The 26,250-nt window shown below is 61.7% G+C and carries 24 protein-coding genes; 9 read left to right on the top strand and 15 right to left on the bottom strand.

Going from position 1 to position 26,250, the window contains the following annotated elements; genetic code table 11:
* Positions 1-364: 364 nt before the first annotated feature.
* On the top strand, positions 365-931 hold the full coding sequence (gene dcd / locus ACIP8I_RS06410; protein WP_003222308.1) for a dCTP deaminase: 567 nt from the start codon (positions 365-367) through the stop codon (positions 929-931).
* 103 nt (positions 932-1,034) lie between these two features.
* On the top strand, positions 1,035-1,241 hold the full coding sequence (locus tag ACIP8I_RS06405) for a hypothetical protein (RefSeq protein WP_003222309.1): 207 nt from the start codon (positions 1,035-1,037) through the stop codon (positions 1,239-1,241).
* A 49-nt stretch (positions 1,242-1,290) separates the two neighbouring features.
* Here ACIP8I_RS06405 and pdeM read toward each other — a convergent pair whose 3' ends face one another.
* From pdeM to ACIP8I_RS06355, 10 genes are all read right to left on the bottom strand, one after another.
* Positions 1,291-1,947 (bottom strand): ligase-associated DNA damage response endonuclease PdeM, encoded by a 657-nt coding sequence (pdeM, locus tag ACIP8I_RS06400; RefSeq protein WP_400759572.1) that lies wholly within the window; start codon positions 1,945-1,947, stop codon positions 1,291-1,293.
* A complete protein-coding gene (locus ACIP8I_RS06395) occupies positions 1,944-4,433 on the bottom strand; it encodes a ligase-associated DNA damage response DEXH box helicase (RefSeq protein ID WP_400759569.1) in 2,490 nt (829 codons plus the stop codon). Before ACIP8I_RS06395 ends, pdeM begins: the two co-directional genes overlap by 4 nt.
* A 169-nt stretch (positions 4,434-4,602) precedes the next feature.
* A complete protein-coding gene (locus ACIP8I_RS06390) occupies positions 4,603-5,367 on the bottom strand; it encodes an ABC transporter ATP-binding protein (protein ID WP_003222314.1) in 765 nt (254 codons plus the stop codon).
* Between the two features lie 13 nt (positions 5,368-5,380).
* The gene (locus ACIP8I_RS06385) at positions 5,381-6,499 is read right to left on the bottom strand and encodes a succinylglutamate desuccinylase/aspartoacylase family protein (protein WP_400759566.1); all 1,119 of its coding nucleotides are present in this window, start codon (positions 6,497-6,499) and stop codon (positions 5,381-5,383) included.
* An 11-nt stretch (positions 6,500-6,510) separates the two neighbouring features.
* Positions 6,511-7,221, bottom strand: coding sequence for an ABC transporter permease (locus ACIP8I_RS06380; protein ID WP_367083466.1), 711 nt, complete (start codon positions 7,219-7,221; stop codon positions 6,511-6,513).
* Positions 7,218-7,946, bottom strand: a complete 729-nt coding sequence (locus tag ACIP8I_RS06375) for an ABC transporter permease (protein WP_003222319.1) — start codon at positions 7,944-7,946, stop codon at positions 7,218-7,220. Before ACIP8I_RS06375 ends, ACIP8I_RS06380 begins: the two co-directional genes overlap by 4 nt.
* A gap of 57 nt (positions 7,947-8,003) precedes the next feature.
* Complete coding sequence (locus ACIP8I_RS06370) at positions 8,004-8,786, bottom strand: transporter substrate-binding domain-containing protein (RefSeq protein ID WP_003222321.1); 783 nt, start codon at positions 8,784-8,786, stop codon at positions 8,004-8,006.
* 387 nt (positions 8,787-9,173) lie between these two features.
* Complete coding sequence (locus tag ACIP8I_RS06365; protein WP_400759563.1) at positions 9,174-10,862, bottom strand: ATP-dependent DNA ligase; 1,689 nt, start codon at positions 10,860-10,862, stop codon at positions 9,174-9,176.
* The gene (locus ACIP8I_RS06360; RefSeq protein WP_400759560.1) at positions 10,859-11,893 is read right to left on the bottom strand and encodes a ligase-associated DNA damage response exonuclease; all 1,035 of its coding nucleotides are present in this window, start codon (positions 11,891-11,893) and stop codon (positions 10,859-10,861) included. Before ACIP8I_RS06360 ends, ACIP8I_RS06365 begins: the two co-directional genes overlap by 4 nt.
* Positions 11,894-12,157: 264 nt before the next feature.
* Positions 12,158-14,605 (bottom strand): penicillin acylase family protein, encoded by a 2,448-nt coding sequence (locus ACIP8I_RS06355; protein ID WP_400759557.1) that lies wholly within the window; start codon positions 14,603-14,605, stop codon positions 12,158-12,160.
* Between the two features lie 447 nt (positions 14,606-15,052).
* Between ACIP8I_RS06355 and ACIP8I_RS06350 the strand changes: the two genes are divergently transcribed.
* Positions 15,053-15,610, top strand: a complete 558-nt coding sequence (locus tag ACIP8I_RS06350; RefSeq protein ID WP_400759555.1) for a cysteine hydrolase family protein — start codon at positions 15,053-15,055, stop codon at positions 15,608-15,610.
* A 192-nt stretch (positions 15,611-15,802) separates the two neighbouring features.
* Here ACIP8I_RS06350 and ACIP8I_RS06345 read toward each other — a convergent pair whose 3' ends face one another.
* The 4 genes from ACIP8I_RS06345 to ACIP8I_RS06330 all read right to left on the bottom strand — a co-directional run bounded on the left by ACIP8I_RS06345 (position 15,803) and on the right by ACIP8I_RS06330 (position 17,588).
* Positions 15,803-16,006 (bottom strand): SEC-C metal-binding domain-containing protein, encoded by a 204-nt coding sequence (locus ACIP8I_RS06345; protein ID WP_003198420.1) that lies wholly within the window; start codon positions 16,004-16,006, stop codon positions 15,803-15,805.
* On the bottom strand, positions 16,003-16,497 hold the full coding sequence (locus tag ACIP8I_RS06340; protein ID WP_400759552.1) for an LEA type 2 family protein: 495 nt from the start codon (positions 16,495-16,497) through the stop codon (positions 16,003-16,005). Before ACIP8I_RS06340 ends, ACIP8I_RS06345 begins: the two co-directional genes overlap by 4 nt.
* A gap of 112 nt (positions 16,498-16,609) precedes the next feature.
* A complete protein-coding gene (locus ACIP8I_RS06335) occupies positions 16,610-17,086 on the bottom strand; it encodes a YchJ family protein (protein ID WP_400759550.1) in 477 nt (158 codons plus the stop codon).
* A gap of 4 nt (positions 17,087-17,090) precedes the next feature.
* Positions 17,091-17,588: a DUF6231 family protein gene (locus ACIP8I_RS06330; protein ID WP_258678693.1), complete on the bottom strand. Its 498-nt coding sequence runs from the start codon at positions 17,586-17,588 to the stop codon at positions 17,091-17,093.
* 197 nt (positions 17,589-17,785) lie between these two features.
* On the opposite strand from ACIP8I_RS06330, the gene ACIP8I_RS06325 reads away from it, so the two are divergent.
* The 4 genes from ACIP8I_RS06325 to ACIP8I_RS06310 all read left to right on the top strand — a co-directional run bounded on the left by ACIP8I_RS06325 (position 17,786) and on the right by ACIP8I_RS06310 (position 20,489).
* Positions 17,786-18,481, top strand: coding sequence for an OmpA family protein (locus tag ACIP8I_RS06325; RefSeq protein ID WP_007961897.1), 696 nt, complete (start codon positions 17,786-17,788; stop codon positions 18,479-18,481).
* Between the two features lie 90 nt (positions 18,482-18,571).
* The gene (locus ACIP8I_RS06320; RefSeq protein WP_108590261.1) at positions 18,572-19,294 is read left to right on the top strand and encodes an OmpA family protein; all 723 of its coding nucleotides are present in this window, start codon (positions 18,572-18,574) and stop codon (positions 19,292-19,294) included.
* 162 nt (positions 19,295-19,456) lie between these two features.
* The gene (locus ACIP8I_RS06315) at positions 19,457-19,738 is read left to right on the top strand and encodes a DUF1145 domain-containing protein (protein WP_400759548.1); all 282 of its coding nucleotides are present in this window, start codon (positions 19,457-19,459) and stop codon (positions 19,736-19,738) included.
* Positions 19,731-20,489, top strand: coding sequence for a collagen-like protein (locus ACIP8I_RS06310; protein WP_400759546.1), 759 nt, complete (start codon positions 19,731-19,733; stop codon positions 20,487-20,489). Before ACIP8I_RS06315 ends, ACIP8I_RS06310 begins: the two co-directional genes overlap by 8 nt.
* A gap of 443 nt (positions 20,490-20,932) precedes the next feature.
* On the opposite strand, the gene ACIP8I_RS06305 is transcribed toward ACIP8I_RS06310, so the two are convergent.
* Positions 20,933-21,397: a CopD family protein gene (locus tag ACIP8I_RS06305; RefSeq protein WP_400759543.1), complete on the bottom strand. Its 465-nt coding sequence runs from the start codon at positions 21,395-21,397 to the stop codon at positions 20,933-20,935.
* Between the two features lie 99 nt (positions 21,398-21,496).
* On the opposite strand from ACIP8I_RS06305, the gene dinG reads away from it, so the two are divergent.
* Positions 21,497-23,641 carry an ATP-dependent DNA helicase DinG gene (dinG, locus tag ACIP8I_RS06300; protein ID WP_007968875.1) on the top strand — a complete coding sequence of 715 codons (2,145 nt, stop codon included), beginning with the start codon at positions 21,497-21,499 and terminating at the stop codon, positions 23,639-23,641.
* Between the two features lie 94 nt (positions 23,642-23,735).
* A complete protein-coding gene (locus ACIP8I_RS06295; protein ID WP_400759541.1) occupies positions 23,736-26,078 on the top strand; it encodes a beta-galactosidase in 2,343 nt (780 codons plus the stop codon).
* The last annotated feature ends 172 nt before the right edge of the window (positions 26,079-26,250 follow it).

The following is a 26,250-nucleotide window of genomic DNA, read 5'->3' as shown; positions in this document are numbered from 1 at the left end:
CGATTAGTCATGGTGTATATCGTTGAACTATGATAACTGCGACTCTGGAAGAAGCCTGTCCGAGACTGAGTGCAAAGAGCAGGAATAATTCTTGTAGATGGTTGGATCGAAATTCAACATATCGTGTAGAGATTCTCAGTGACACAAGCAACACAGTGGCGCCACCTTAACCCTTTTTCCGGAACGTGCCAATGTTTCTTGCGAAGGTTTCTCTGTTTTAGGGATCGACGGTGTGACGGTTCGTCGCCAGGGCCTGTATTTCCAGGGTGTTCGGCGAGAATTGCAGCGCGGACTTTGAACCCGGCGGCGCGCCCGGTAAGATGCCGGACAGATTTTTTCCACCTCGCTATTCAGGACACCCGCCATGAGCATCAAATCGGACAAGTGGATTCGCCGCATGGCGCAGGAACACGGCATGATCGAGCCCTTCGTCGAGCGCCAGGTGCGCGGCAGCGACGACAGCCGTGTGATTTCCTACGGTGTGTCGAGCTACGGCTACGATGTGCGCTGCACCAACCATTTCAAGGTGTTCACCAACATCAATTCGGCGATCGTCGATCCGAAGAACTTCGATGCCGGCAGCTTCGTCGACATTCACAGCGATGTCTGCATCATTCCGCCGAACTCCTTCGCCCTCGCCAGCACCGTCGAATACTTCCGCATTCCGCGCAACGTATTGACCATCTGCCTGGGTAAAAGCACCTACGCGCGCTGCGGCATCATCGTTAACGTCACCCCGCTCGAGCCTGAGTGGGAAGGCCACGTGACGCTGGAGTTCTCCAACACCACCAACCTGCCGGCGAAAATCTACGCCAACGAGGGCGTGGCGCAGATGCTGTTCCTCGAATCCGACGAGCAATGCGAAGTTTCGTACAAGGATCGCGGCGGCAAATATCAGGGCCAGCGTGGCGTGACCCTGCCGCGTACCTGATCCATCCGGCAGTTCGCGGGAATTCTTTGGCGGGCAGACACTCTATGGGGTGTACTGCCCGTTTTTGCTTCTGCCAAAGCGGGCCTTCGCCGAGGAGGGTTCCATGAAGATCGATCCGCATATCACCGCCGAACTGGCAAGGCTTGAGCCCAATCAGGTTGGCGTTTTGGCCTGGTCCTTGTTGGCCCACCCGCTGAACATGGCCGGCGGGATTCCCGGTCAGCCTGATCCCGACACCCCCAACGAACAACCGACCGAACCGGGCGAGCCAACGCTGCCGGACGAGCCACCACCCGCGCCAGTGGCCTGAGCCGCCGCTATCCCATGAATGGCCAGTCAGCTGAGGTTTGCCAAAGACCTCAGCTGACTGGCCATATTTCCTCGTCGCCGATGACGAAAATCCTGCAGGCGTGGTCTTTCTCCACCGGATAGCCGCCGGTAAACGCGCCAAACGCCGGCAACAGGCTCAAACGTTCGCCCAGCCGGAAACACGCCAGGCGCAGACTCTGACGCCCCTTGCCGTTAAGCCGATAGACCGGGTGCACGTGCCCGGCCAGCACATGCCGTTCGGGATGCGGGTCGGGTTCGTGTTGCAGGGCAAACGGCCCGAGCAGCAGCGGTTCCGGTACTACCCTGATATGCAACGATAGGGGCGGATCCCCGGCACGTTTGTCGTGGTTGCCACGAATCAGCGTCATCGGCAGATCGGCGTGACGTGCGCGCCATTCGGCCAAGGCATTCAGTGTGCCCGTCGCATGCGAACCGGGGCCGTGCAGAAAGTCGCCGAGGAAAATCAGCTGCCGACAGGGCAGTTTCGCCAGCAGGCGGTCGAGCACTTCGATATTCGCCGTCGTGGTGCCTTGCGGCACTGGCTGGCCGAGGCTGCGATAGGCAGCAGCCTTGCCGAAATGCACATCGGCGATCAACAGCGCTTGCTGCGCCGGCCAGTACAGGGCCTTTTCCGGCAGCAGCCAAAGTTCTTCGCCGGCCAGCCGTACCGGATAGGCTGCACTCATGAGGCTTGACCCTTGTCGGCGGATTTCTCCAGATCGCCGACCATGCGTCGGATGCGGTCGGCGAGTTTTTCCGAACTCATGCTTTCGCGCATGCGCTCTACCAGCAGCGGAAAGCCCAGCGGTGTAGGACGTTTGATCAGGTGCATGTCCAGTTTCATCCGGTTGATCCGCTCCAGTGTCTGTTCCAGGCGACGAATATCCAGTTCTTCCCGTAGGACTTCTTCCCCGGCCTGGGCCAGCAGCAGATTGTCGGCGTCGTATTGCTTGAACACCTCGAAGAACAACCCGCTGGAGGCCTGTACCTGACGGGTGCTTTTCGGCGCGCCGGGATAGCCGGCGAACACTAGCCCGGCAATCCGGGCGATTTCGCGAAAGCGCCGCAGCGCCAGTTCTCCGGCATTGAGGCTGGCCAGCACGTCGCGCAACAGATGCTCGGGGCTGAGCAGTGCCGCATCGAATTGCCCGGCCCAATCGACCGGCGTGGCGCTGAGCAACTCCAGCCCATAATCATTGACCGCAATCGAGAACGTCAGCGGCTGGCGCTGACTCACACGCCACGCCAACAGGCTGGCGAGCCCCAGATGCACTTGGCGCCCGGCAAACGGGTAGAGGAAAAGGTGCCAGCCCTCGCGGGATTTCAGTACCTCCGCCAACAGACTGTCAGAGGTGGGCAGACCCGACCAGCGCGCCTGGGTTTGCAGCAACGGTTGGAGCGCCTGCATTTCCGGGCCGACGAACTCACCGCGCGCCGCCGCCGTGAAGCGGCTGACCACGGCGGCGGCCAGTTCGTTGGAAAGCGGCATACGCCCACCATTCCAGCGCGGCACGGCGGCTTTTTTCGCGGTGCTGCGTTTGACGTACGCGGTCATGTTCTCCACTCGCACCAATTCCAGCAAACGCCCGGCAAAGAGAAAGCCGTCACCCGGTTTCAGCCGCGCGATAAAACCTTCCTCGACACTGCCCAACTGCTTGCCACCACCACCCTTGCTCCAGAATTTCAGATTGATGCTCGCGTCGCTGACGATGGTGCCGATGCTCATGCGATGCCGGCGCGCCAATCGCGCATCGGGTACACGCCAGACGCCGTGTTCATCCGGTTCGACCCGGCGGTAATCCGGATAGGCCGTCAGCGACATCCCGCCATGACGTACGAAAGCCAGCGCCCAGGCCCAATCCGCCAGCGTGAGGTCACGATAGGCCCAGGCACCACGGACTTCCTCGTACAGCTCTTCGGGTATAAAGCCACCGCCCAGCGCCATGCTGACCAGATGCTGCACCAGCACATCGAGCGGTTTGTGCGGCGACAGACGCGGTTCGATGAGTCGTTGCGCCACGGCGTCGCCTGCGGCAGCGGCTTCGATCAGTTCCAGGCTGTGGGTCGGCACCAGCGTCACTCGCGAGGTGCGCCCAGGCGCGTGACCGGAGCGCCCGGCGCGTTGCATCAACCGCGCCACGCCTTTCGCCGAGCCGATTTGCAGCACCCGTTCCACTGGCAGAAAGTCCACGCCCAGATCCAGGCTCGACGTGCAGACCACGGCTTTCAACTGCCCGTCCTTCAACGCTTGCTCGACCCAGTCGCGGGTCTCGCGGGACAGTGAGCTGTGGTGCAACGCGATCAGCCCGGCCCAGTCCGGCCGCGCCTCGAGCAGCGCCTGATACCAGATTTCCGATTGTGCGCGGGTATTGGTGAACACCAGGCTGCTGGCGCAGGCGTCCAGTTCGGCAACAACCTGCGGCAGCATCTTCAGACCGATGTGCCCGGCCCACGGAAAACGCTCGATGGCCGGTGGGATCAAGGTGTCGACCTTGAGTGATTTTTCGCTCTGGCCCTGCACGCTGATACCGCCACCCTGTGTGATCAGCACCTGTTCGGCGTGGGCTTGATTACCGAGGGTGGCGGACACGCCCCAGACGATCAGCTCGGGTTGCCAGTGGCGCAGGCGGGCGAGGGCCAGTTGCAGCTGTACGCCGCGTTTGTTGCCGAGCAATTCATGCCATTCATCGACGACGATCATGCGCAGGCTCGACAGCGCGGTTTTCGCATCGGCACGGGCCAGCAGCAGGGTCAGGCTTTCCGGGGTGGTGATCAGCGTGGTCGGCAGGCGTCGGCCCTGACGCGCACGTTCGGCGCTGCTGGTGTCGCCGGTGCGCAGGCCGATGCTCCATGGAATCTGTAAATCAGTGACCGGCGCTTGCAAGGCGCGCGCGGTGTCGGCGGCGAGGGCGCGCATCGGCGTGATCCACAGCACGGTCAGCGGTTCGCTCTGGGGTTTGCGTTTGCTGGTCGTGGCTGCGGGCGCGGCTGAACGGGCGAAGCGATTGAGCGCGGCGAACCACACTGCATAGGTTTTACCGGCGCCGGTGCTGGCGTGGAGCAACCCCGACTGACCTTGTTTGACGGCGGCCCACACCTGCTTTTGAAAGGCGAACGGCTTCCAGTTGCGTGCGCTGAACCAGAGTTTTGCGAAGTCGGTGGAGGTCGGCATACCGGCGGCGTGCGCTCTGAAAGTGTTCCTTCAGTGACCGCGCCGACTGGCGAAAGGTTTAATCACGCCGCAATCCCCTGTAGGAGCTGCCGCAGGCTGCGATCTTTTGATCTTGAAAAGCAACATCAAAAGATCGCAGCCTGCGGCAGCTCCTACAGAGGATCCGCGGTTACTTGAGGTTCCCGCTGAGGAACTGCTTCAGCCGTTCGCTCTTCGGATTGCCCAGCACGTCTTCCGGCGCGCCTTCTTCTTCCACCAGGCCTTGATGGAGGAACAACACCTGGCTGGAGACTTTGCGGGCAAAGCTCATTTCATGGGTCACCATGATCATCGTCCGGCCTTCCTCGGCTAGCCCCTGAATCACCCGCAGCACCTCACCCACCAGCTCCGGGTCGAGTGCCGAGGTCGGTTCGTCGAACAGCATCACTTCCGGCTCCATCGCCAGCGCCCGGGCAATCGCCACGCGCTGTTGCTGGCCGCCGGAGAGAAACGCCGGGTACTGATCGGCAACCCGCGCCGGCAGGCCCACTTTATCCAGATAACGGCGGGCGCGGTCTTCGGCTTCCTGCTTGCTGCAACCCAGCACCCGGCGCGGGGCCATGGTGATGTTTTCCAGCACGGTCATGTGGCTCCACAGGTTGAAGTGCTGAAAGACCATCGCCAGGCGCGTGCGCAGGCGTTGCAGTTCATTCGGATCGGCGACGTGCATGCCGTGGCGGTCGGTGACCATGCGGATCGCCTGGCCGTCGAGGCTCATGGCGCCATCGTTGGGTTGTTCGAGGAAGTTGATGCAGCGCAAAAAGGTGCTTTTGCCCGAGCCGCTGGCGCCGATCAGGCTGATCACGTCGCCGGTCTTGGCCTTGAGCGAAACGCCTTTGAGTACCTGATGGTCGCCATAACTTTTGTGCAGACCTTCAACCGTCAATTTGTACATGGGACAGACATCCTCAAGGCGAAAGTAGGTAGCCGCTGCGATAGGCTTCGGCGCCCGCCACGTGGGCGATCACCATGCCGGCAGTGGCCATGCGCCGCAGCGAGCGGGCGTACAGCAGGCCGGCGGCAGTGCAATGAATGGGGGTGACCCGGTCGTGGATCGGGTCGATGATTTCGGCAATCTGTTGCCCGGCTTGCAGGTATTGCCCGGGCGTGGCGGTGTACACCAGCAAGCCGCCCACCGGCGTGGTCACCGGTTCGACGCCGGCCAGCGGCGTGGCGGGGAAGGGCAGGGGCGGCTGCGGCTTGGTCTCGCCGACGATCGCATCGAACTGGATCAGGTAATCGATCAAGGCTTGGCAGTCACGGCTGGCCATTGGGTGATTGACGTCACCTTGGCCGCGCAACTCCACGGTCACCGAAAAACTGCCCAGCGGAATCTCGAAGTGTTCGCCAAAACGCTCCTGCAGTTGCCACCACAGCAGGGTGAAGCATTCGTCGAACGACTGGCCGCCGGAGTCGGTGGCCAGCAGACTGGCCTGCGCCTCGATGTAACGCGCCAGCGGCTCGACCTGCGGCCACGCCTCGGGGGTGGTGTAGAGGTGAACCACGGATTCGAAATCGCAGTGCAGGTCCAGCACCATGTCGGCATCGCACGCCAGCCGTTGCAGGGTCAGGCGCTGGGATTGCAGCTGCGTGCCGGGCATTTGCCGGGCGAGCGCGTTGCGCAGGCTGGCGCGGATCAGCTCAAGGTTGCGTTGCGGGTCGTCGCTCAGCTTGCCTTCGATGTCGTTGCCGATTTCTTCGCTGAGGTCGACGAACCAGCGATTGAAATTCTGCCCGCTTTCCATCTCATAACGGCCCAGCGGTACGTCCATCAGCACTTGTTCGAGGCCAACCGGATTGGCCACCGGTACCAGCACGATCTGACTGCGCAGGCGCCCGGCGGCTTCCAGCTCCGTCAGGCGCTGCTTGAGGTGCCAGGCCACGAGCATGCCGGGCATTTCGTCGGCATGCAGCGAGGACTGGATGTAGATCTTGCCTTGGGCCTGTTCCGGGCCGAAGTGGAAGCTGTGGATCTGTCGTGCGGTCCCCGGCACCGGGGCCAACAGGTCATGGATCTGGTGTCGCATTACAGGTTTTCCTAGTGGGTCGGCCCGAGGAAGGCCAGCCATCGGCGTTCGGCAAGGCGGAACAGGCCGACCAGCGCAAAGGTAATGGTCAGGTAGATCAGCGCGGCGATGCCGAACGACTGGAAGGTCAGGTAGGTCGCCGAGTTGGCGTCCCGCGCAACTTTCAGGATGTCGGGGATGGTCGCGGTGAAGGCCACGGTGGTCGAGTGCAGCATCAGGATCACTTCGTTGCTGTAATACGGCAACGACCGGCGCAGCGCCGAAGGCATGATCACGTAAGCGTACAGCTTCCAGCCGGTCAGACCGTAGGCCTTGGCCGCTTCGACTTCACCGTGGTTCATGCTGCGGATCGCCCCGGCGAAAATCTCCGTGGTGTAGGCGCAGGTGTTCAGGGCGAACGCGAGGATCGTGCAGTTCATCGCATCGCGAAAGAAACTGTCGAGCAACGGCTGCGCACGCACGGCGGCCAGGCTGTAAATCCCGGTGTAGCAGATCAGCAACTGGATGTAGAGCGGCGTGCCACGGAACAGGTAGGTGTAGAACTGCACCGGCCAGCGCACATAGAAATGCGGCGAGACCCGGGCAATCGACAGCGGGATCGACACCAGAAAACCGATGAAGATCGAGGCGCTGAGCAGCCACATGGTCATCGCCAGACCGGTGATGTTGTTGCCGTCGGTATAAAGGAAGGGTTTCCAGTATTCCTGCAGGAGTTCGATCATCGTACGGCCTCCCGGGCACCGGCGGCGTAACGACGCTCGAGCCAGCGCAGGATGACGTTCGAAGCACTGGTGATCAGCAGATAGATCAAGGCGGCGAGTACCAGGAAGTAGAACAGTTGATAGGTGCTTTTACCGGCGTCCTGCGCGGCTTTGACCAGATCGGCCAGACCGATGATCGACACCAGTGCGGTGGCCTTGAGCATCACCATCCAGTTGTTGCCGATGCCCGGCAGGGCGAAGCGCATCATTTGCGGGAACACCACGAAGCGAAAACGCTGGCCACGTTTGAGGCCGTAGGCGGTGGCCGCTTCGACCTGACCGCGCGGTACGGCGAGGATCGCCCCACGGAAGGTTTCGGTGAAATACGCGCCATAGATGAAGCCCAGGGTGATCACCCCGGCAGTGAAGGAGTCGATCTCGATGTAGTCCCACTCCATGACATCGGTCAGGGCGGTCAGCCAGGTTTGCAGGCTGTAGAAGATCAACAGCATCAGCACCAGATCCGGCACCCCGCGAATCAGCGTGGTGTAGAGCTGGGCAGGCAGGCGCAGCAGTTTGGATTTCGACAGTTTGGCACTGGCGCCCAAGAGGCCGAGCAACACGGCCACCAGCAGCGACAACGCCGACAATTTGATGGTCATCCAGGTGCCTTCCAACAGCAACGGACCGAAGCCCTTGAGGCTGAAGGCGGAGAGCCCCAGATTTTGTAAGAGGTTTTCGAACATAAATCAGCAACCTGAGCGGATGGAAAAGGCGCCCATCGAGTGATGGGCGCCAGGGCATTATTTACCGCTGTACAGATTCAGATCGCCAAAGTGTTTCTTTTGAATCTCGGCGTATTTGCCGTCATCGTGTAACGCTTTGATACCTTTATCTAAAAGCGCCTTCAGCTCTTTGTTACCTTTCTTAATACCGACAGCGGTTTTGGCTGGCAGCAATTCGCTGTCGACCGGCTTGCTGACTTCGTAGTTGGCGCCATCCGGCGACTTCAAAAAGCCCAGTTCGGCTTGCAGCATGTCCTGGATCGAGGCGTCGAGGCGGCCGTTTTTCAGGTCGGCGTAGACCTGATCCTGGTTGGCATACGCCTGGATTTTCACCCCGGCCTTCTCCAATACGGCCTTGGCGTAGGCCTCCTGGATGGTGCCTTGCTCGTAACCGACGGACTTGCCTTTGAGGGAAGCGACGTCATCGCTCAGGCCGGAGCCCTTCTTGAACACGTAGGAAGTCGGGCCGGAGAACAGCTCGCTGGAGAAGTCGATCGCCTTTTCACGGGCCGGGGTCACGGTCATCGACGAGATCACGCCGTCGAATTTGTTGGCGTTGAGGCCCGGAATCATGCCGTCGAAGTCGCTTTCAACCCATTTGCACTTGACCTTCAGCTCGGCGCAGATCGCGTTGCCCAGATCGATGTCGAAGCCCACCAGGCTGCCGTCAGCCGCTTTCGACTCGAACGGTGCGTAGGAAGGATCAACGCCAAAACGCAGCTCTTTGTATTCCTTGGCCAGCGCGGAGCCGGCAGCCATGCACAACGCCAGTGCAGAAAGGGTCAGCAATGCTTTTTTCATTATTCAATCCCTAAGAACCAATATGAGCGCTTGTGGCGCAGAATTATTGTTACTGCAACGCGTACGACCTATAGAAAGTAGCAATTTCCGAACCAGAGTCCCGAACAAGTGTTTTAAAAGGTTGGAGAGGGGAGCGCTGAGAGGGATTGGTGCACGGGAATGGGCGGCTGTTGAAGGCTGCACCATATTGGGTCGATGCATGCATTTTTAATCGATGGGATGAGCCATTGTGGCGAGGGAGCTTGCTCCCGCTGGAGGGCGAAGCACTCCCCAGGATTTTCAGACAGACCGCATTTTTTGCGACTGCTGCGCAGTCGAGCGGGAGCAAGCTCCCTCGCCACAGGGAGTTCACTCAGTTAATTGTGATCAGTGTCCCGGGAAACCCGGTCAGGCCAGCAAATCCTGCAACGTCGCCAGACTGTCCGCCTCATCGACCGTCTTGTCCTGCCGCCAGCGCAGCATCCTTGGAAAACGCACGGCGATCCCGCTCTTGTGCCGTCGCGACAGGGCGATGCCTTCGAAACCCAGTTCGAACACCAGACTCGGTTTGACGCTACTGACCGGGCCGAATTTTTCCACGGTGGTCTTGCGCACAATGCTGTCGACCTGGCGCATCTCTTCGTCGGTCAGCCCCGAATAGGCCTTGGCGAACGGCACCAGCGCGCGTTGGCTGGACTCCGGCGGGCCGTCCCACACGGCGAAGGTGTAATCGCTGTACAGACTGGCGCGCCGGCCATGTCCGCGCTGGGCATAGATCAACACCGCATCGACGCTGAATGGGTCAACCTTCCACTTCCACCACACGCCCATGTCCTTGGTCCGGCCCACGCCATACAGGGCGTCGCGGGCCTTGAGCATCATGCCCTCGACCCCCAGTCGCCGCGAGGCTTCGCGCTGGCGGGCCAGATCGAACCAGTCGCTGCCGGTCAGAATCGGTGAGGCCAGTAACACCGGGTTGTTACCGTGCGCGATGACTTGCTCCAGTTGCGCCCGCCGTTCCACCTGCGGACGGTTGCGCCAGTCTTCGCCCTGCCACTCCAGCAAGTCGTAGGCGAGCACCACCACCGGCACTTCTTCGAGGATTTTCTTGTCGAGGGTTTTACGCCCGATGCGTTGCTGCAGCAGCGCGAACGGTTGCACCGCCGGCGGTGCGCTCGATTGCGGATCGAAGGCGTCTGCGGTGCTCGGATGGGTGCTTTTCCAGACCACGATTTCGCCGTCGATCACCGTGCCGTCGGGTAACGAGTGGATCAAGGTATCGAATTCGGGGAAGCGTTCGGTCACCAGCTCTTCACCCCGCGACCAGACCCACAGCCGACCTTCGCGCTTGACCACCTGCGCACGGATGCCATCCCACTTCCATTCCACCTGCCAGTTGTTCGCCGGCCCCAGCAGTGCTTCAAATTCCTCCACTGGTTGCGACAAGGCATGCGCGAGGAAAAACGGGTAGGGCTGACCGCCACGTTGCGCGTGTTCGTCGGCTGACTCTGGAGCGATCAGTTTCAAATAGCTCGCGGCATTCGGCCGGTTCGAAAGGTCGGTGTACCCCACCAGCCGCTGCGCCACGCGTTTGCTGTCGAGGCCTGCCATCGACGCCAATGCGCGAGTGACCAACAGTTTCGACACGCCGACGCGGAAGCTGCCGGTGATCAACTTGATGCACAGCATCAGGCTTGGCCGATCCAGTTGCGCCCACAGTGCAGGCAACTGGTGGCCCAGGTATTCAGGGGTTTCACCACGCAGCGGCAGCAGTTTGTCTTCAATCCATTCGGCAAGGCCGGCCTCGGAGCTGTGCAGATTTTCCGGCAGCACCAGGGAAATGGTTTCCGCCAGATCGCCGACCGCTTGATAACTTTCCTCGAACAGCCACGGCTCCAGCCCCGAGACCTCGACGGCCAGTTCGCGCAGGATCCGCACTGGCACCAGTTGGCGTGGGCGCCCGCCGGACAGAAAGTACACCGCCCACGCCGCATCCTGCGGTGCAGCCTGGGCGAAATAGGCTTGCATGGCGGCCAGTTTGGCGTTGCTGGACGTGGTGGCGTCGAGTTCGGCATACAACTCGGCGAAGGCTTTCATGCTTGCACCTCGGCGATCACAGGTTCGGCGGCGATGTTTTCCTCTTCATCGTCGCCGTATTCGGTGTTGAACCCCTGCGCATCCAGACCTTTCTCACGCAGATGGCGCACCAGCACGCCGATCGAACCGTGGGTGACCATCACCCGTTCGGCGCCGGTCTGTTCGATGGCCCAGAGCAGGCCGGGCCAGTCGGCGTGATCCGACAACACGAAACCGCGATCCACACCGCGCCGCCGGCGGGTGCCGCGCAAACGCATCCAGCCGCTGGCAAACGCATCGCTGAAATCACCGAAGCGGCGCATCCAGGTACTGCCGCCCGCCGAGGGCGGGGCGATGACCAGCGCCCGGCGCATGATCGGGTCGGACTTCTTCACATCACCGGCGTAGATCGTCGGCGGCAGGTACACGCCGGCCTCGCGGTAGACCCGATTCAGCGGCTCGACTGCACCGTGACTGAGGATCGGGCCGAGACTGGCGTCGATGCCGTGCAGAATCCGCTGAGCCTTGCCGAACGAATAGCAGAACAGCACGCTGGCCTTGCCCGCCGCAATGTTCGCCTGCCACCACTGGTTGATCTCGTTGAACACCTGCGCCTGTGGCTGCCAGCGATAGATTGGCAGGCCGAAAGTCGATTCGGTGATGAAGGTGTGGCAGCGCACCGGTTCGAACGGCGCGCAGGTGCCATCGGGTTCGATCTTGTAATCCCCCGACGCGACCCAGACTTCGCCGCCGTACTCCAGGCGTACCTGCGCCGAACCGAGCACGTGCCCGGCGGGATGGAAACTCAAGGTCACCCCGTGGTGGGTCAGCCGCTGGCCGTAGGCGAGGGTTTGCAGGTTGATGTCCTGACCCAGACGCGCACGCAAAATCCCTTCGCTGGCGCTGCTGGCAAGGTAATGCTGATTGCCGCCACGGGCGTGATCGCCGTGGGCATGGGTGATCACCGAGCGCTCGACCGGGCGCCACGGATCAATATAGAAATCCCCGGCAGGGCAATACAAACCTTCGGGGCGGGCGATAACAAGGTCCATGTCGTTACCAGAATGGAGGGCTTGTTAGCTATGAGGTTGGCGCGAGTCTGGAAGTTCTATCGATTTTCAAAGCTCCCTCACCCCAGCCCTCTCCCGGAGGGAGAGGGAGCCGACCGAGGTGTCTGGCGAGCTTCATCGGCCTGAAAGTCCGCGTCGATTATGGATTCGGCGCGACGGTTCAGGTCGGTGTATTGCGAAAGAACAACTCCGTCGGTCCCCTCTCCCTTGGGAGAGGGTTAGGGTGAGGGGCTTTTGATCTGTGCCTTACTTGCCCGGCGTCAGGGTCAAGCGCGTCTTGCCATACACCCGGTCAAAGTTCTGCGGCTGCAGCGGCAAGCCGATGTACTGGCCCTTGAGCCAGGCGTCGATGCCGTTGAGGTAGTTCGGGCTGGCCGGGTTGCCGGACTGGCCGGTGCCGTTCTGCCCCATCAGCGGCTCGCTCTGGCTGAAGTCGACGATGAAACGCATCGACGGCGCACGGGTGGTATTGAAATCCTGACCCCAGGCAAACGCCGAGGTATTGAGCGTGGTGTGATCGCCGCCAGCCGCCAGCGGGCCGCGAACGGTCTGACCGTTGGCGTTTTTCCATGTATAGCCATGCAGTTTGCCCCACTGCCAGGCCTTGCGGTCGCCGCCCAACTGACTGTCGCCGGCACTGATCGCCGCCGCCAGACTGCGCGCCAGAATCACGGCTTTGTCTTCTTTCTGCGGCGTGCGGATGTCATCCCAGAACGGGCTGTCTTCGCGTCCGAGCAGGTGATCGGCCTGCGCCGCGTAGGACAAGTCGCCATTGGCAATAAAGGCTTTCCACGCCGCGCTCGACTCGGGGCCAAGTTCGTCGAGGAAGATCTGCTTCATGCTTTCTTGCAGGAACAGTTCATAGATCGCCGCATCCGCCGACGTCGGGCTGAGCTTGCCGTCGAACGCCATCAAACGGGTAAACGCTTCGCGGGCCTTGCTGCGATCGGCTTCCGGCAGGGCGTCGATGGCCTGTTTCAGCGGCTGCTTCATGCCCGGCGCTTCGAACATTTTCTTCAGCTTGGCGGCAAACGTCGTGGTTTGGTCGTACTGCATGGCGATCACGCTGCGACTGTCCTGTTTGCCGCTGCCGGCCAGTTCGGCCAGACGTTCGCCGCGTTCCGGCGCCGCCCAGGAATTGGACAACTGCATGCCGTAGCCGTGAGGAATGACCCGCTGGTTGGCGGTGCCGAGCCAGCCCTGGGTCGGGTCCTGATCGTACGGATGCAACATCGGGTCGGCGTAACCGTCCCAGTCGTAGCGACCTTCCCAGCCCGGCGATGGCAGCAGGCCTTCGCCTTCGCGACGGTTGGGGAAACGTCCGGTGACTTGCCAGCCAATATTGCTGGCGTCGGCGAACACCATGTTCAGGGCGATCGCACGGATCTCGCGGCTGGCGTCTGACGCGCGTTCAACGTTCTGCGCACGGGTCAGGTCGAAAAATGCGTCCAGCGATTTGTCGTCGGTGAAGCTCGGGGTTTGCAGGGCCAGGCTAAAACCGTTGCCCTGTAGGGCCTGAGCACTGTTGAGCAGCGCACCGTGGCGGGTTTCGTACACCGCTTCGCGAATCGGTCGCTGGCCTTTGACGAAATAGGTTTCGTTGCGCACGCCCAGCGGCTGCCATTTGCCGTTGACCTCATAGGTCAGGCTGTTGCCCTGACGGCGGATTTTTTCCAGGAACAGGTCCTGATTGTCGCCGAGCACGCTGGTGGCGCTCCACGCCACTTTGCCGTTGAAACCACCGAGGACCATCGGCAAACCGGCGACGGTGACACCGGCGGCCTGATATTTCGGCGCGCGGATCTGCACGAAAGTCCACAGCGACGGCGCTGCCAGTGGGCCATGGGCACCGCTGGCGAGAATGCTCTTGCCGCTGCGGCTGCGTTGCGGGGCGATGGCCCAGTTGTTCGAGGTGCTGGCACCCAGCAGATTCACCGCGGCCAGTTGTTGGCTGGCGTTGCTCAGCTCCGTCAGGCCGGGAATCTGCCCGTTGAGCTTGAGGCCTTGCAGCTTGTCAGCCTCGGCCAGTGGCAGGTTTTCATCCGGTGCGGACGGGGTCAGCCAGGCGAGTTTGTCGCTGCTCACGGTTTGCGCCAGCACCAGCGAGGCAATCTCTTCCGGCAGGTTGGCCGACTGGCTGAAGTTCAGCAACGCGAACATCAGCGCCGAATCCTCCGGTTTCCAGTATTCCGGCTTGTAGCCGCTGGAAGCGAGATCACCCGGCAGTTTGTCGGCATAGCGGAACAGGTAGGCGTTGACGCCCCGCGCATAGACTTCGAAGAAGCGCTTGAGGCGTGGCGACGAGGCCTTGTACAGCTCGTCGGCGCTTTTCTTCAGGTTGACCGCGCGCATGTAGCGGTCGGCGTCGAGCATCGAGGCGCCGGACATTTCCGCCAGGCGCCCCTGGGCCAGCAGGCGCAGGGTGACCATCTGGTTGATGCGGTCGCTGGCATGCACGTAACCGAGGGTGAACAGTGCGTCGTGGAAGCTGTTGCTTTCGATCAACGGCATGCCCATGGCATTGCGTCGCACCGAAACGTTCTGCGCCAGGCCCTTGAGCGGTTGCACGCCGGAGGTGGGCGGGAGGGTGTCCTGCGCGTTCCAGGTCTGGCAACCGGACAGGCTCAAGACACCGGTCACTGCTGCGGCAACGCCGAACCGGGGAAGAAAATGTGTAAGGGCTGGCGAGGCCATGGCAAAGCTCCTGCGGGGGTGTAGAGGCTGGGGGCGCAATAAAGCCGCTACGTTAGTGAGCAGGCGGTGGCCGCGCAAGCGGGGCGAGTGGTTATTTCTGTATTTGTCTGACCAACAGTAAATCTGCAGAGATAACAGTGTTTTTGTGGCGAGGGAGCTTGCTCCCGCTCGGCTGCGCAGCAGTCGTTATCCAGACTGCGCATTTTTCTGATAGATCGCGGCGACCCGTTTGGGAGCGCTTCGCACTCCAGCGGGAGCAAGCTCCCTCGCCACAACAACGATCCATCCAGATATCAGGATTTCGGCGGGGTGATCTTCTGCACCAAGACATACGCGTTCACCGTCGCCGGGCGATCCTTGATCGGGTTGAATCAGAGCTTGCCCACCCCGTGGCGGTGATGCTGAAGTGCGGGAAATTCACTGACCCCCGCATGAGAAAAAAACGCCATGGAGCTTCAGGCCAACGCTGCACTGATCATCATCGACCAGCAACAAGGCATTCTCGAGCCGCGCCTGGGGCGGCGGAATAATCTACAGGCCGAAGAACGCATGCTCGATTTACTGAGGGCGTGGCGCAGTAGCGGACGGCCGGTGATTCATGTGCAGCATCTGTCGCGCGAACCGGGTTCGGTGTTCTGGCCCGGGCAGTCAGGAGTTGAATTTCAGCAGAGATTCTTGCCGCAGGACGGCGAATGGCTGATCCAGAAGCAAGTGCCGGATGCGTTCTGTGCCACGGGTCTGGAAGGGCAGTTGCGTGAGGCGGGGATCGGGCAATTGATCATTGTTGGTGTAGCGACCAACAACTCGGTGGAATCCACAGCGCGCACGGCGGGCAACCTGGGGTTCGAGACGTGGGTGGCGGAGGACGCGTGTTTTACCTTCGACAAGGCCGATTACTTCGGCACACCGCGTTCAGCCGAAGAGGTGCACGGGATGTCGCTGGGGAATTTGCACGGGGAGTATGCGACGGTGGTCAGTGCTGCGCGGATTCTGGCAGTCGCCTGAGGAACCTGTGGGAGTTGGCTTGCCAGCGATAGCGGAGCGTCAGGCTGCATCAATGCTGGAGGTGCCGGCCTCATCGCTGGCAAGCCAGCTCCCACAGTGATTGCATTCCAGTTGGAGGAATGCGCTCGAATGCAGGAGTGAGCCTGCTCGCGATGGCGATGGTTCAGGCGAAGAAGGTCTTCACCGGAAACATCAAGCGCCGTGGCACTTCTTGAATTTCTTGCCGTTGCCGCATGGGCAAGGGTCGTTGCGGCCGACGTCCTTCAGGGCGTTGCGCACCGGTTCCTGGTGGGCGTGGCCGCAGTTCGGGCCGTGGACATGGCCATGGTCGTGATCGTGATGATGGTCATGATCGTGGTTGCAGTCAGGGCCATGGACATGAGGTTGCTGAGTCATCGGTTGTGCTCCGGAATTAAATCGGCGGGGATTATCACGCCATTGCGCTCCAGGTGCACGTAGTGGGCGATGAATAAACCGGTTTCCATTTCGCCCTGCAGCCGATAGGGAATCTGCTGATTGGGACTTTTCAGCATTTTCACCACGTCTTTTACCCGAGGCCACAGGTTGGTGCGGATCGGTATCCGGTAGAACCCGCTGCTTTTCGGTGCCACGGTGATCCAGTGTTCATGCTCGCCTTCGGCCAGCAACATATCCGCCAGATGAATGCGGTATTCCATGCCGCGCACGGTCAGGTCGCTGCCGTTGGGATTGTCGATGCGAAAGTGCAGGATGAATTTCTGTTCGAGCAATTTGGCCCGCACCACCTCGACTTTCACCAGGTGCACGGCGGGGTCGACGCTGTCGTCGCTGAACCATGAGGCGCAACCGCCGAGGTTCAGGATCAGCATCAATGTGAAGAACTGAAATGTGCGCCAACGACCGAGCATGGTTGAACTCCCTTTGCAGCCAGTCTAGACGCTAAAAAGATCGCAGCCTGCGGCAGTTACTACATGCGTTGCGTTCCCTGTAGGAGCTGCCGCAGGCTGCGATCTTTTGATCCTACACGCCGAAATACCCCGCACAGCACTTCTTGAACTTCTGCCCGCTGGCACACGGACACGCATCGTTGCGCCCCAGCTTCAATTGCACGGTCGGGTCGATGAAGTACCAGCGCCCGGCGTTCTGCACGAACGAGGAACGCTCGCGGTGGCTGTGTTCGCCCTGGCTGTCGTGCCAGCGCGCGGTGAAGGTGACGAACGCATGTTCGGGCTGGCCGCCGAACACTTCCGAGTTTTCGACCTCAAGGCCGAGCCAGGTGCTCTGCGCGCTCCAGGCGCTGATCGCCTGGCGATCCAGACCGGCCTGTTGGGCGGGCAGGGTGGTGGCCACCAGATAATCGATCAGCCCCAGCACGTAGGCGCTGTAGCGTGAACGCATCAGCGCTTCGGCGCACGGCGCCGGGTGGCCTTCGTGATAGTGACCGCAGCAGGCTTCCAGCAGGTTGCCGCTGCCGCACGGGCAAATGGCTGTACTCATTGCATTACCACCAGTATTTCCCGAAGTTTTCCGGATTGGCCCAGAACCGTGAGTTGAGCCAGTCGGGGACTTGTTTGTAGTCAAGCAGATCGTAGGTGAACAGGGTCAGTACCTGCTCGTCGCGCTGAAAACGTTCGCTGGCTTGCAGCGCCAGTGAATAGAAATCGGTTTCCTGCCAGCCGCTGGCCGGCAGATCCGCCAGCACGGCGATGCGGCTGGCGTTGAGGTTGCGGATCCCGCCCAGCAGGTTCAGGCCGTCGCGCTTGGGCAGATGTTCCAGGCAATCGACCACCAGCGCCAGATCGAAGCGCCGCGCCGCGAGTTCGGCGGGCAATGCACCGGGTGCGGCGTGGGCCACGCAGGTGTCCGGATGTGCCTGCTTGAACGCGGCGAGCGCCGGAAATTCGCTGGCGCCGATCAGCAGCAGACGCGCCGGGGCATAGCGATCCAGTAAAGCGGCCAGCGCCTGTTGCGGCGTACGCGGAGAAATGGCGACGTTCATCGAAGCTCCTCAATCAGATCGCCAAGACTAGCGCGCCAGACGGATCCGGCCTAGACCCCGTTTTGTCACGCATGGCAAAAGTGCCAAATCCCTGTGAACACAGTCCCAAATGACGCTGGCCTATTGCTGGCGGAGATTAAAACTCCGGTCTTTACTCCGTGAATCGGTTCTAAGCCGATCCCTCAGGAGAAAACCAGATGAGCATAGTTCGGACAGCATTACCTTTGATTCTGCTAACCAGTGTGTTGACTGGTTGCGCAGGTTTGCAGAAAACCGACTGGCCGACCTGTGCGGCGGTCGGTGGTGTGGTCGGTGCCGGCCTCGGTGCGACGGAGAGTTCGGCGTGGGCCGGCTACGGCGCCCTGTTGGTCGGCGGTACGGCAGCAGCCTATTGCTGGGTGCACGGCGATGGCGACGAAGACGGCGATGGTGTGCCGGACAGTCGCGACAAGTGCCCGCACACCCCTAAAGGCGTGCAGGTCGATGCTGACGGCTGCCCTCCACCAGCCCCGGCGCCAGTGGTAGAAGAGGCCGTCGTGGTCAAGGAAGAAACCATCGTCATCCGCGATGTGCACTTCCAGTTCGACAAAGCCACCCTGACCGGTGCCGATAAACAGGTTCTGGACAAAGTCGCCACGCGCCTGAAACAAGAGTCGTCCACGGCGCAACTGACCGTGACCGGCCACACCGACAGCGTCGGCAGCGATGCCTACAACAAGAAACTGTCGGATCGTCGCGCGCACTCGGTGGTGGAATACCTGATCTCCCAAGGTGTGCCGCGTGCCAGCTTCGTTTCGGTATCGGGCATGGGTGAAAGCCAGCCAGTGGCGGATAACAAAACCGCCGATGGCCGCGCACAGAACCGTCGCACCGAAATCAAAATCGTCCGCTAGTCCCTCTCGCATCCGCGGCTTGTGCAGTCGCGGATGCGGGTCTTTACTCCTGTGTAACCGGTATGGGCCGGTGACACAGGAGCTTTCACAATGACTGTTTTCTCAAGGTCCGTCTTGCCGGTGCTGCTGCTGGGCAGCCTGCTCACCGGTTGCGCCACTCATAGCGATGGCGATGCCCCCCTCAATCAACGTACGTGGCCGATCTGCAGCCTGATCGGCGGGCTGGTCGGTGGCGGTCTTGGCGCCATTGAAAGTGGCGGCTGGGCCGGTGGCGGTGCGGCGCTGGGGATTCTGACTGGCGGGCTGATCTGTTATGCCCAGGATGGCGATGAAGACGGCGATGGCGTGTTCGACCGCCGCGACCGTTGCCCTGACACCCCGGCCAATACCCCGGTCGATCATCGCGGCTGTCCGCTGCCGCAATATCCGGTCACTGCAAAAGCCCCCGAGCCTGCGCCGCAAACCGAAGTCATCACCCTCAGCGATGCCGGCAATGTGTTGTTCGATTTCGACAAGTCGGATCTGACCCCGGCTGCCAAAGCGCAGCTCGATACGCTGATGGACAAATTGCGCAATGCCGACGTGGTCAGCATCAAGGTCATCGGCCATACCGACAGCAAAGGTTCGGATGCCTATAACCAGGCACTGTCGGAACGACGCGCCAGCAGCGTGGCGGCGTACCTGCTGAGTCAGGGCCTGGCGCCGGACAAACTGACCAGTGAAGGACGCGGCGAGAGTGAGCCGGTGGCTGACAACGCGACCGACGAGGGACGGGCGAAAAACCGTCGGGTGGAGTTGCATATCAATCGCTAGGACTTGTCTGTAGTCCGCAGGCTAGAGCTGCCGGTCGACGATCGTCGTCGAACCGGCAGCGATCCGACGACTGACAAAAGTTTTTTCTTTTGCCCCTCTGGCTTATCCCCCGCGTAAGCCGTTACTGTGCGCCCAAAGAATAATTCCGACACGGGGGAGCGTATGAAGGTTTTCTGGGGGCTGGGGCGTTTGCTGACCCTGCTGTTCTGGTGCGTGGTGGTGGTCAATCTGCTGCTGCCGTTTGTGCATCCGCTGCATCTGCTGGTCAATCTGGCCGGCGGCTTGTTGCTGGCGCTGCATGTACTCGAATTGCTGTTCTCGCGCCTCAAGGGGCGTCCCAATCCGTGGCGCGACCGTCTGCGCATCCTGCTGTTCGGCGTTTTTCACCTGCAAACCATCCCGGCCCCGGCCCCGGCCGCTCCGGAGGCTTCTTCCCATGCGTAAACTTTGCCTGCTCGCTGCATTCATCAGTCCCCTGGCCTGCGCCCAGGTGGTCAGCGTCGAAACCAATTCCCTGATGCGTTTGCCCAACACCGCCAGCACTTTGCAGCTGGAACGGTTGGAAGTGGCGGATTACGGCACCTTGCTGATTCCCTCCAACGTGACTGAGCTGACCGTCGGCGAATTGCGCCTGGGCCACGAAGCGCGCATTGCGATCGTACCGAGTGAACAGGCGCTGGACATGAAAGTCAGCCGTGCGCAGTTGTCCGAAGGCAGCCTGATCACTGCACGCGGGGCGCCGGGCACTTATGAAAAAGCCGCCCGCGCCGGGCGCAATCTGAATTTGCAGTTCAAGGCGCTGGACGCGCCAAAACTGTTTGTCGACGCCCGCGGCGGCACCGGCGCACCGGGTTTTTTCGGCTTGGATGGCGGCAACGGTGAAGATCCGGGCTGCACCTGGGGCGCGGCCGGTCACGGTTTTGATGGTAGTAATGGTAGTGACGGCCAGCCGGGTGCACCGGGTGCGTTGGTGCGTCTTGAAGTGCCGCGCGAGTTTCCGGCCGAGCTGATCAAGGTCAACGTTGCGGGCGGCGCCGGTGGCCCAGCGGGTGTCGGCGGCAAGGCGGGCAAGGGCGGCCAGTCCAAGGGCTGTCTGGTGTATCGCGCCGATGGCGGCAAGAACGGCAAGGCCGGGGCGGATGGACAGCCTGGGCCAGTGGGGGCCGCGGGCACGGTGACTGTGCAGCGCCTGTAAATAACAGCACTATTCACAATTGTGGTGAGGGGATTTATCCCCGATGGGCCGCGTAGCGGCCCCACCCCGGATACCGCGTTTCGTCAGATTGAACGCGCCCGTTGATTTGGGGCTGCTGCGCAGCCCAGCGGGAGCAAGCTCCCTCGCCACAAAAAGTGCTGGTCGTCTGTGGCTCAGAACATCGGTCGAGCTGCGGCAATCGCCACCAGCACGAATCGTCAGCCTGGGCCGGTGGGGGCCGCGGGTGCGGTGACCGTACAGCGCCTGTAAATAACAGCACTATGCACAATTGTGGTGAGGGGATTTATCCCCGATGGGCCGCGTAGCGGCCCCACCCCGGATACCGCGCTCCATCAGATTGAACGCGTCCGTTGATTTGGGGCTGCTGCGCAGCCCGGCGGGAGCAAGCTCCCTCGCCACAAAAAGTGTTGGTCGTCTGTGGGTCAGAACATCGGTCGCGCCGCGGCAATCGCCACCAGCACCAACCCGACAATCAGGTTGATCCCCACCACCCGGCGAATCCGCCCCAGTACCGCCGCACCCGCCGGCCAGTCCTTGTCTTCCACCGTTTTACGCAACTCCGGCAGCATCAAACCCTGAATCCGGATAAACAGCGCCGTCATCACCACATACAGTCCCATCATCACCTGCACGTACTTCGGCGCGGTCTCGAAACCGACCTGCTGCAAATGCAACATGCCCACGCCGCTGATCGGCAGCAGGATCACCGCGACCCAGACCCAGCGGAAAAAACCTTGAAACACTTCCACCCACAAGGTCAGGCGGGCGGGGCCGTCGAGCGCCTTCACCGCCGCCGGGCGCAGGACCATCCAGGCGAAAAACATGCCGCCGACCCAGATCAGAGCGGACAGGACATGCAGTGGATACACGAGGCTAAAAGGTGTCATTGGGGCACTCCGTTCTGCGCGGGATTGATTAGCGGGGTATGATAGCCGCCATCCGAAACCACTGAAAATTTATCCAGCGTTTTTTGCGCCCGACAATCAATGATCAGCACTGAACTCAAAACCACGATCCAGGGCGCCTATTCGCGTTTTCTTGAAGCCAAGAGCCTCAAGCCGCGTTACGGCCAGCGCCTGATGATCGCCGAAGTCGCCAAAGTCCTCGGGGATATCGACACCGACGACGAAGGCCGGCGCAGTGGCGACCCCGCGATTGTCGCGGTGGAAGCCGGCACCGGTACCGGCAAGACCGTGGCCTACAGCCTAGCGGCAATCCCCACGGCGAAGCTGGCCGGCAAACGCCTGGTGATCGCCACCGCCACCGTGGCCCTGCAAGAGCAGATCGTCTACAAGGACTTGCCCGACCTGATGCGCAACAGCGGGCTGAACTTCAGTTTCGCGCTGGCCAAGGGCCGTGGCCGCTACATGTGCCTGTCCAAGCTCGACATGCTGCTGCAGGAAGGCCACGCGCAAACCGCCACCGCCCAGTTGTTCGAAGAAGAAGGTTTCAAGATCGAGGTCGACGAAGCCAGTCAGAAGCTGTTCACCAGCATGATCGAGAAACTCGCCGGCAATAAATGGGACGGCGACCGCGACAGCTGGCCCAACGCCCTGGAAGATGCCGACTGGGCGCGCCTGACTACCGATCACAGCCAGTGCACCAATCGCCACTGCCCGAACTTCGGCCAATGCGCTTTCTACAAGGCGCGCGAAGGCATGGGCAAGGTCGACGTGATCGTCACCAACCACGACATGGTGCTGGCTGACCTCGCTTTGGGCGGCGGCGCGGTACTACCGGATCCGCGTGACACCATTTACGTATTCGACGAAGGCCATCACCTCCCGGACAAGGCCATCGGCCACTTCGCCCACTACACGCGTCTGCGTTCCACTGCCGACTGGCTGGAAACCACCGCCAAGAACCTCACCAAACTGCTGGCCCAGCATCCGTTGCCGGGGGATCTCGGCAAGCTGATCGAGCAAGTGCCCGAGCTGGCGCGGGAGATCAAGACCCAGCAGCAGTTCATGTTCACCGCGTGCGAGCAGATTGCCGATTTCAAACCCGGCGAAGACGTCGAAGGTCGCGAGCGGCCACGCCATCGTTTCGTCGGGGGGGTGATTCCCGAGCACATGCGCGAAATGGGCATCGAGCTGAAAAAGGGCTACTCGCGGCTCAACGATCTGTTCACCCGCCTGACCGACCTGCTCAAGGAAGGCATGGACGGCGAGGTCAACATCGGCATCGCCAGCAATCAGGCCGAAGAATGGTATCCGCTGTTCGGCAGCCTGTTGTCGCGGGCGTCGGGCAACTGGGAGTTGTGGACTGCGTTCACCGCCGAAGACCCGGAAGACAGCCCGCCGATGGCGCGTTGGCTGACCTTGGCCGAAAGCGGTTCGCTGTTCGACATCGAGGTCAACGCCAGCCCGATTCTTGCTGCCGAAACCCTGCGCCGCAGCCTGTGGAACGTGGCCTACGGCTGCCTGGTGACCTCGGCAACCTTGACTGCACTGGGCACTTTCGACCGTTTCCGCATGCGCGCCGGTCTGCCGAAGAAAGCTGTCACTGCCGTGGTGCCGAGCCCGTTCCATCATGCCGACGCCGGCGTGCTGCGGGTGCCGGATCTGAAGGCCGACCCACGCGACGCCGCTGCTCACACCGCGGCGATCATCCGTGAGTTGCCGGATCTGGTCGAAGGCTCGCGCGGCACGCTGGTGCTGTTCTCTTCGCGCAAACAGATGCAGGACGTGTTCGACGGCCTCGACCGTGACTGGCGCAAGCAGGTGTTCATTCAAGGCAACCTGTCGAAACAGGAAACCCTGAACAAGCACAAGGCGCGGGTCGATGGCGGCGATTCCAGCGTGCTGTTCGGCCTCGCCAGTTTCGCCGAAGGCGTGGACTTGCCGGGCGCCTACTGCGAGCACGTGGTGATCGCCAAGATCCCGTTCTCGGTGCCGGACGATCCGGTCGAGGCGGCGCTGTCGGAGTGGATCGAGGCCCGGGGCGGCAATCCGTTCATGGAAATCTCGGTGCCCGATGCCTCCTTGAAACTGGTCCAGGCCTGCGGGCGTCTGCTGCGCACTGAAGAAGACCGCGGCACCATCACTTTGCTCGATCGGCGCCTGGTCACCCAGCGCTACGGCAAGGCGATCCTCAATGCGTTGCCGCCATTCCGTCGTGAAATATCCTGAGACAACGGTGGGCAGTTTTGCCCGCCGCGCTGTCTATCTCTCTGCCATGCTTTTCCATTGGCCTTAGTTGGTCGTTAGGGAGAACTCCGTTCTTATGATTCGCCGTTCGTTGCCTGCCGTATTCGCCTTGATTTTCGCTGCCCCGTTACTGGCGGCGCCTGCGGGTCAGCAGACCCTGTTCAACTTCGTTCGCCCCGCCGACGTGGTGAAAGTCGTCACCGAAAACACTGACCTGCCACAAGCCAACGCCGAGCAAACCCCTGAAGGTGAAGTGCTGCGCCGGGTGACCTTCAACCCGGTAGCCCGCCCAACCTTGCGCCTGACCCCGCAGACCGGCGCCTGGGACTGGTCGCAGTCGGGCATGATGAGCCTGCGTCTGCAGAGCGCGATGAACTGGGCCGTGACGGTCTACGTGCAAATCCAGAGCAACAACGGCCAGACGCTGACCAGCCGCGTCGACCTGCCGGCCGGCCCCGCGCAAACCCTGCTGGTGCCGTTGGTGGCGACCTCGCCACTGAGCCAGGGCATGAAGGCCGGGCCGCCGATGCCGATGACCGTCGACGGTCAGCGGATTCTGCTGGCCAGCAGCAGCGGTGAACTGGATCGCAGCCAAGTGGTGTCGGTGAGCCTGTGGATGGATCAGCCGAAAGCCGCGCAGAGCCTGCTGCTCGAGCGATTCGGCGTGCAGGACGGCGATGCCGTGACTCAGGCCGTGTACGGCAATCTGGTGGACGCTTACGGGCAGTCGACCCGCAGCAAATGGCCGGAAAAAATCAGCAATGACGAACAACTGAAATCCGTCGCCGCCAAGGAAGATCAACAGCTGAAAACCTGGCTGGCCGAGCGCGAAAAGTCCTCGCTGGACAAGTTCGGTGGCTGGAGCAAAGGCCCGGCGTTCAAGGCCAGCGGCTTTTTCCGCACCGAAAAGCGTGACGGTCGCTGGTATCTGGTGACCCCTGAAGGGCATCCGTTCTATTCGCTGGGGGTCAACACCGTCAGCCCGCAGGTCAACCAGACCTACGTCGCCGGGCGTGAGTGGATGTTCGAATCGCTGCCCAAGGCCGACGAGCCGCTCGCCAGCCATTTCGGCGAAGGCGACAACCGTGGTGGCAACGGCGCCGATCAGGGCCGCGGCTATGGCAATGGGCGCTGGTACGATTTCTACGGTGCCAACCTGCAACGCCTGTATGGCGAACCTTGCGCAGCTCCGGCGCAAGCCGAGCCGGCGAACGCCGCTCCATGCAAAGCCACGGTCGATGAACAGAAGTGGGCTGCGCACACTCTCGATCGCTTGCAGGCCTGGGGTTTCAACACCGTCGGCAACTGGAGTGCCGACTCGCTCGCCGAGGCCGAGCGGGTGCCGTACACCTTGCCGCTGTCGATCGTCGGCGACTACACCAGCATCAGCACCGGCAGCGACTGGTGGGGCGGCATGCCTGACCCGTTCGACCCGCGTTTCGCCATGGCCACCGAGCGTGCCGTGGCCATCGCCGCCCGCGATCATCGTGATGATCCGTGGCTGATCGGTTACTACGCCGACAACGAACTGGCCTGGGCCGGTCCGGGCGACGATCCGCAGTCGCGCTACGCCCTGGCCTACGGCACATTGAAAATGACCACCGACGTGCCGGCCAAGCGCGCATTCCTCAAGCAACTGCGCGACAAGTACCGCAACCAGGAAGGCCTGTCGAAGGCGTGGGGCATCGATTTGCCGGCGTGGGAGTTGATGGAGGATCCGGGCTTTGTGCCGCCAATGCCGAATCCGCAGCACCCGGAGATCGAAAACGACTTCAAATACTTCCAGAAGGTGTTCGCCGACACCTACTTCAAGACCATCTCCGATTCGCTGAAATGGCACGCGCCGAATCAGTTGCTGCTCGGTGGCCGTTTCGCCACCAGCACCCCGGAAGCGGTGGCCTCCTGCGCGCAGTATTGCGATGTGCTGAGCTTCAACATGTACACGCTGAAACCGCAGGACGGCTATGACTTCGCCGCCCTGCGTGCCCTCGACAAACCGGTGCTGATCACCGAATTCAACTTCGGCTCCAGTGATCGTGGCCCGTTCTGGGGTGGCGTGACGCAACTGGCGAAGGAAGAAGACCGTGGCCCGGCTTACGCCAACTTCCTCAAGCAGGCACTGAGCGAGCCGTCGATTGTCGGCGTGCACTGGTTCCAGTACCTGGATCAACCGGTGACCGGGCGTCTGCTCGATGGCGAGAACGGGCACTTTGGTCTGGTGGGGATTACCGATCTGCCGTATCAGGGCTTTGTCGAGGCGGTGCGCAAGAGCAATCTGCAAGCGGTTGATCAGTTGGGCAAGGAGGCTGAGAAAGCTGCCGCCGCTGTTGGTCATGAGGCCGAAGGCGGGCGCAAGGGTGAAGCCGGCAAAGGCCCGGGGGCCGGGCATGCGGGCGGGCATTCGGGGAATGGCCATTAAGGTTTGATGCCTTAAAGATCGCAGCCTTCGGCAGCTCCTACAGGGAATGTGATTTTGTAGGAGCTGCCGCAGGCTGCGATCTTTTGATTTTGCTTTGAAATGACCACCCGGCCCGCAGCTGTTCCCAAATCCCTCAAGGGCTGGAACAATGCGGGCCACTTTGTAGAGCGTT

Origin of the sequence: Pseudomonas sp. NPDC088414 (genome assembly GCF_044753325.1) — a bacterium.
Lineage (GTDB): Bacteria > Pseudomonadota > Gammaproteobacteria > Pseudomonadales > Pseudomonadaceae > Aquipseudomonas.
Note: the sequence above shows the minus strand (reverse complement) of the source record. Positions and strands in the feature narration are given on the sequence as shown.

Coding starts and splice junctions, on each gene's coding strand:
- dcd (WP_003222308.1), top strand. CDS start 365: ATGAGCATCAAATCGGACAAGTGGATTCGCCGCATGGCGCAGGAACAC.
- ACIP8I_RS06405 (WP_003222309.1), top strand. CDS start 1,035: ATGAAGATCGATCCGCATATCACCGCCGAACTGGCAAGGCTTGAGCCC.
- pdeM (WP_400759572.1), bottom strand. CDS start 1,947: ATGAGTGCAGCCTATCCGGTACGGCTGGCCGGCGAAGAACTTTGGCTG.
- ACIP8I_RS06395 (WP_400759569.1), bottom strand. CDS start 4,433: ATGCCGACCTCCACCGACTTCGCAAAACTCTGGTTCAGCGCACGCAAC.
- ACIP8I_RS06390 (WP_003222314.1), bottom strand. CDS start 5,367: ATGTACAAATTGACGGTTGAAGGTCTGCACAAAAGTTATGGCGACCAT.
- ACIP8I_RS06385 (WP_400759566.1), bottom strand. CDS start 6,499: ATGCGACACCAGATCCATGACCTGTTGGCCCCGGTGCCGGGGACCGCA.
- ACIP8I_RS06380 (WP_367083466.1), bottom strand. CDS start 7,221: ATGATCGAACTCCTGCAGGAATACTGGAAACCCTTCCTTTATACCGAC.
- ACIP8I_RS06375 (WP_003222319.1), bottom strand. CDS start 7,946: ATGTTCGAAAACCTCTTACAAAATCTGGGGCTCTCCGCCTTCAGCCTC.
- ACIP8I_RS06370 (WP_003222321.1), bottom strand. CDS start 8,786: ATGAAAAAAGCATTGCTGACCCTTTCTGCACTGGCGTTGTGCATGGCT.
- ACIP8I_RS06365 (WP_400759563.1), bottom strand. CDS start 10,862: ATGAAAGCCTTCGCCGAGTTGTATGCCGAACTCGACGCCACCACGTCC.
- ACIP8I_RS06360 (WP_400759560.1), bottom strand. CDS start 11,893: ATGGACCTTGTTATCGCCCGCCCCGAAGGTTTGTATTGCCCTGCCGGG.
- ACIP8I_RS06355 (WP_400759557.1), bottom strand. CDS start 14,605: ATGGCCTCGCCAGCCCTTACACATTTTCTTCCCCGGTTCGGCGTTGCC.
- ACIP8I_RS06350 (WP_400759555.1), top strand. CDS start 15,053: ATGGAGCTTCAGGCCAACGCTGCACTGATCATCATCGACCAGCAACAA.
- ACIP8I_RS06345 (WP_003198420.1), bottom strand. CDS start 16,006: ATGACTCAGCAACCTCATGTCCATGGCCCTGACTGCAACCACGATCAT.
- ACIP8I_RS06340 (WP_400759552.1), bottom strand. CDS start 16,497: ATGCTCGGTCGTTGGCGCACATTTCAGTTCTTCACATTGATGCTGATC.
- ACIP8I_RS06335 (WP_400759550.1), bottom strand. CDS start 17,086: ATGAGTACAGCCATTTGCCCGTGCGGCAGCGGCAACCTGCTGGAAGCC.
- ACIP8I_RS06330 (WP_258678693.1), bottom strand. CDS start 17,588: ATGAACGTCGCCATTTCTCCGCGTACGCCGCAACAGGCGCTGGCCGCT.
- ACIP8I_RS06325 (WP_007961897.1), top strand. CDS start 17,786: ATGAGCATAGTTCGGACAGCATTACCTTTGATTCTGCTAACCAGTGTG.
- ACIP8I_RS06320 (WP_108590261.1), top strand. CDS start 18,572: ATGACTGTTTTCTCAAGGTCCGTCTTGCCGGTGCTGCTGCTGGGCAGC.
- ACIP8I_RS06315 (WP_400759548.1), top strand. CDS start 19,457: ATGAAGGTTTTCTGGGGGCTGGGGCGTTTGCTGACCCTGCTGTTCTGG.
- ACIP8I_RS06310 (WP_400759546.1), top strand. CDS start 19,731: ATGCGTAAACTTTGCCTGCTCGCTGCATTCATCAGTCCCCTGGCCTGC.
- ACIP8I_RS06305 (WP_400759543.1), bottom strand. CDS start 21,397: ATGACACCTTTTAGCCTCGTGTATCCACTGCATGTCCTGTCCGCTCTG.
- dinG (WP_007968875.1), top strand. CDS start 21,497: ATGATCAGCACTGAACTCAAAACCACGATCCAGGGCGCCTATTCGCGT.
- ACIP8I_RS06295 (WP_400759541.1), top strand. CDS start 23,736: ATGATTCGCCGTTCGTTGCCTGCCGTATTCGCCTTGATTTTCGCTGCC.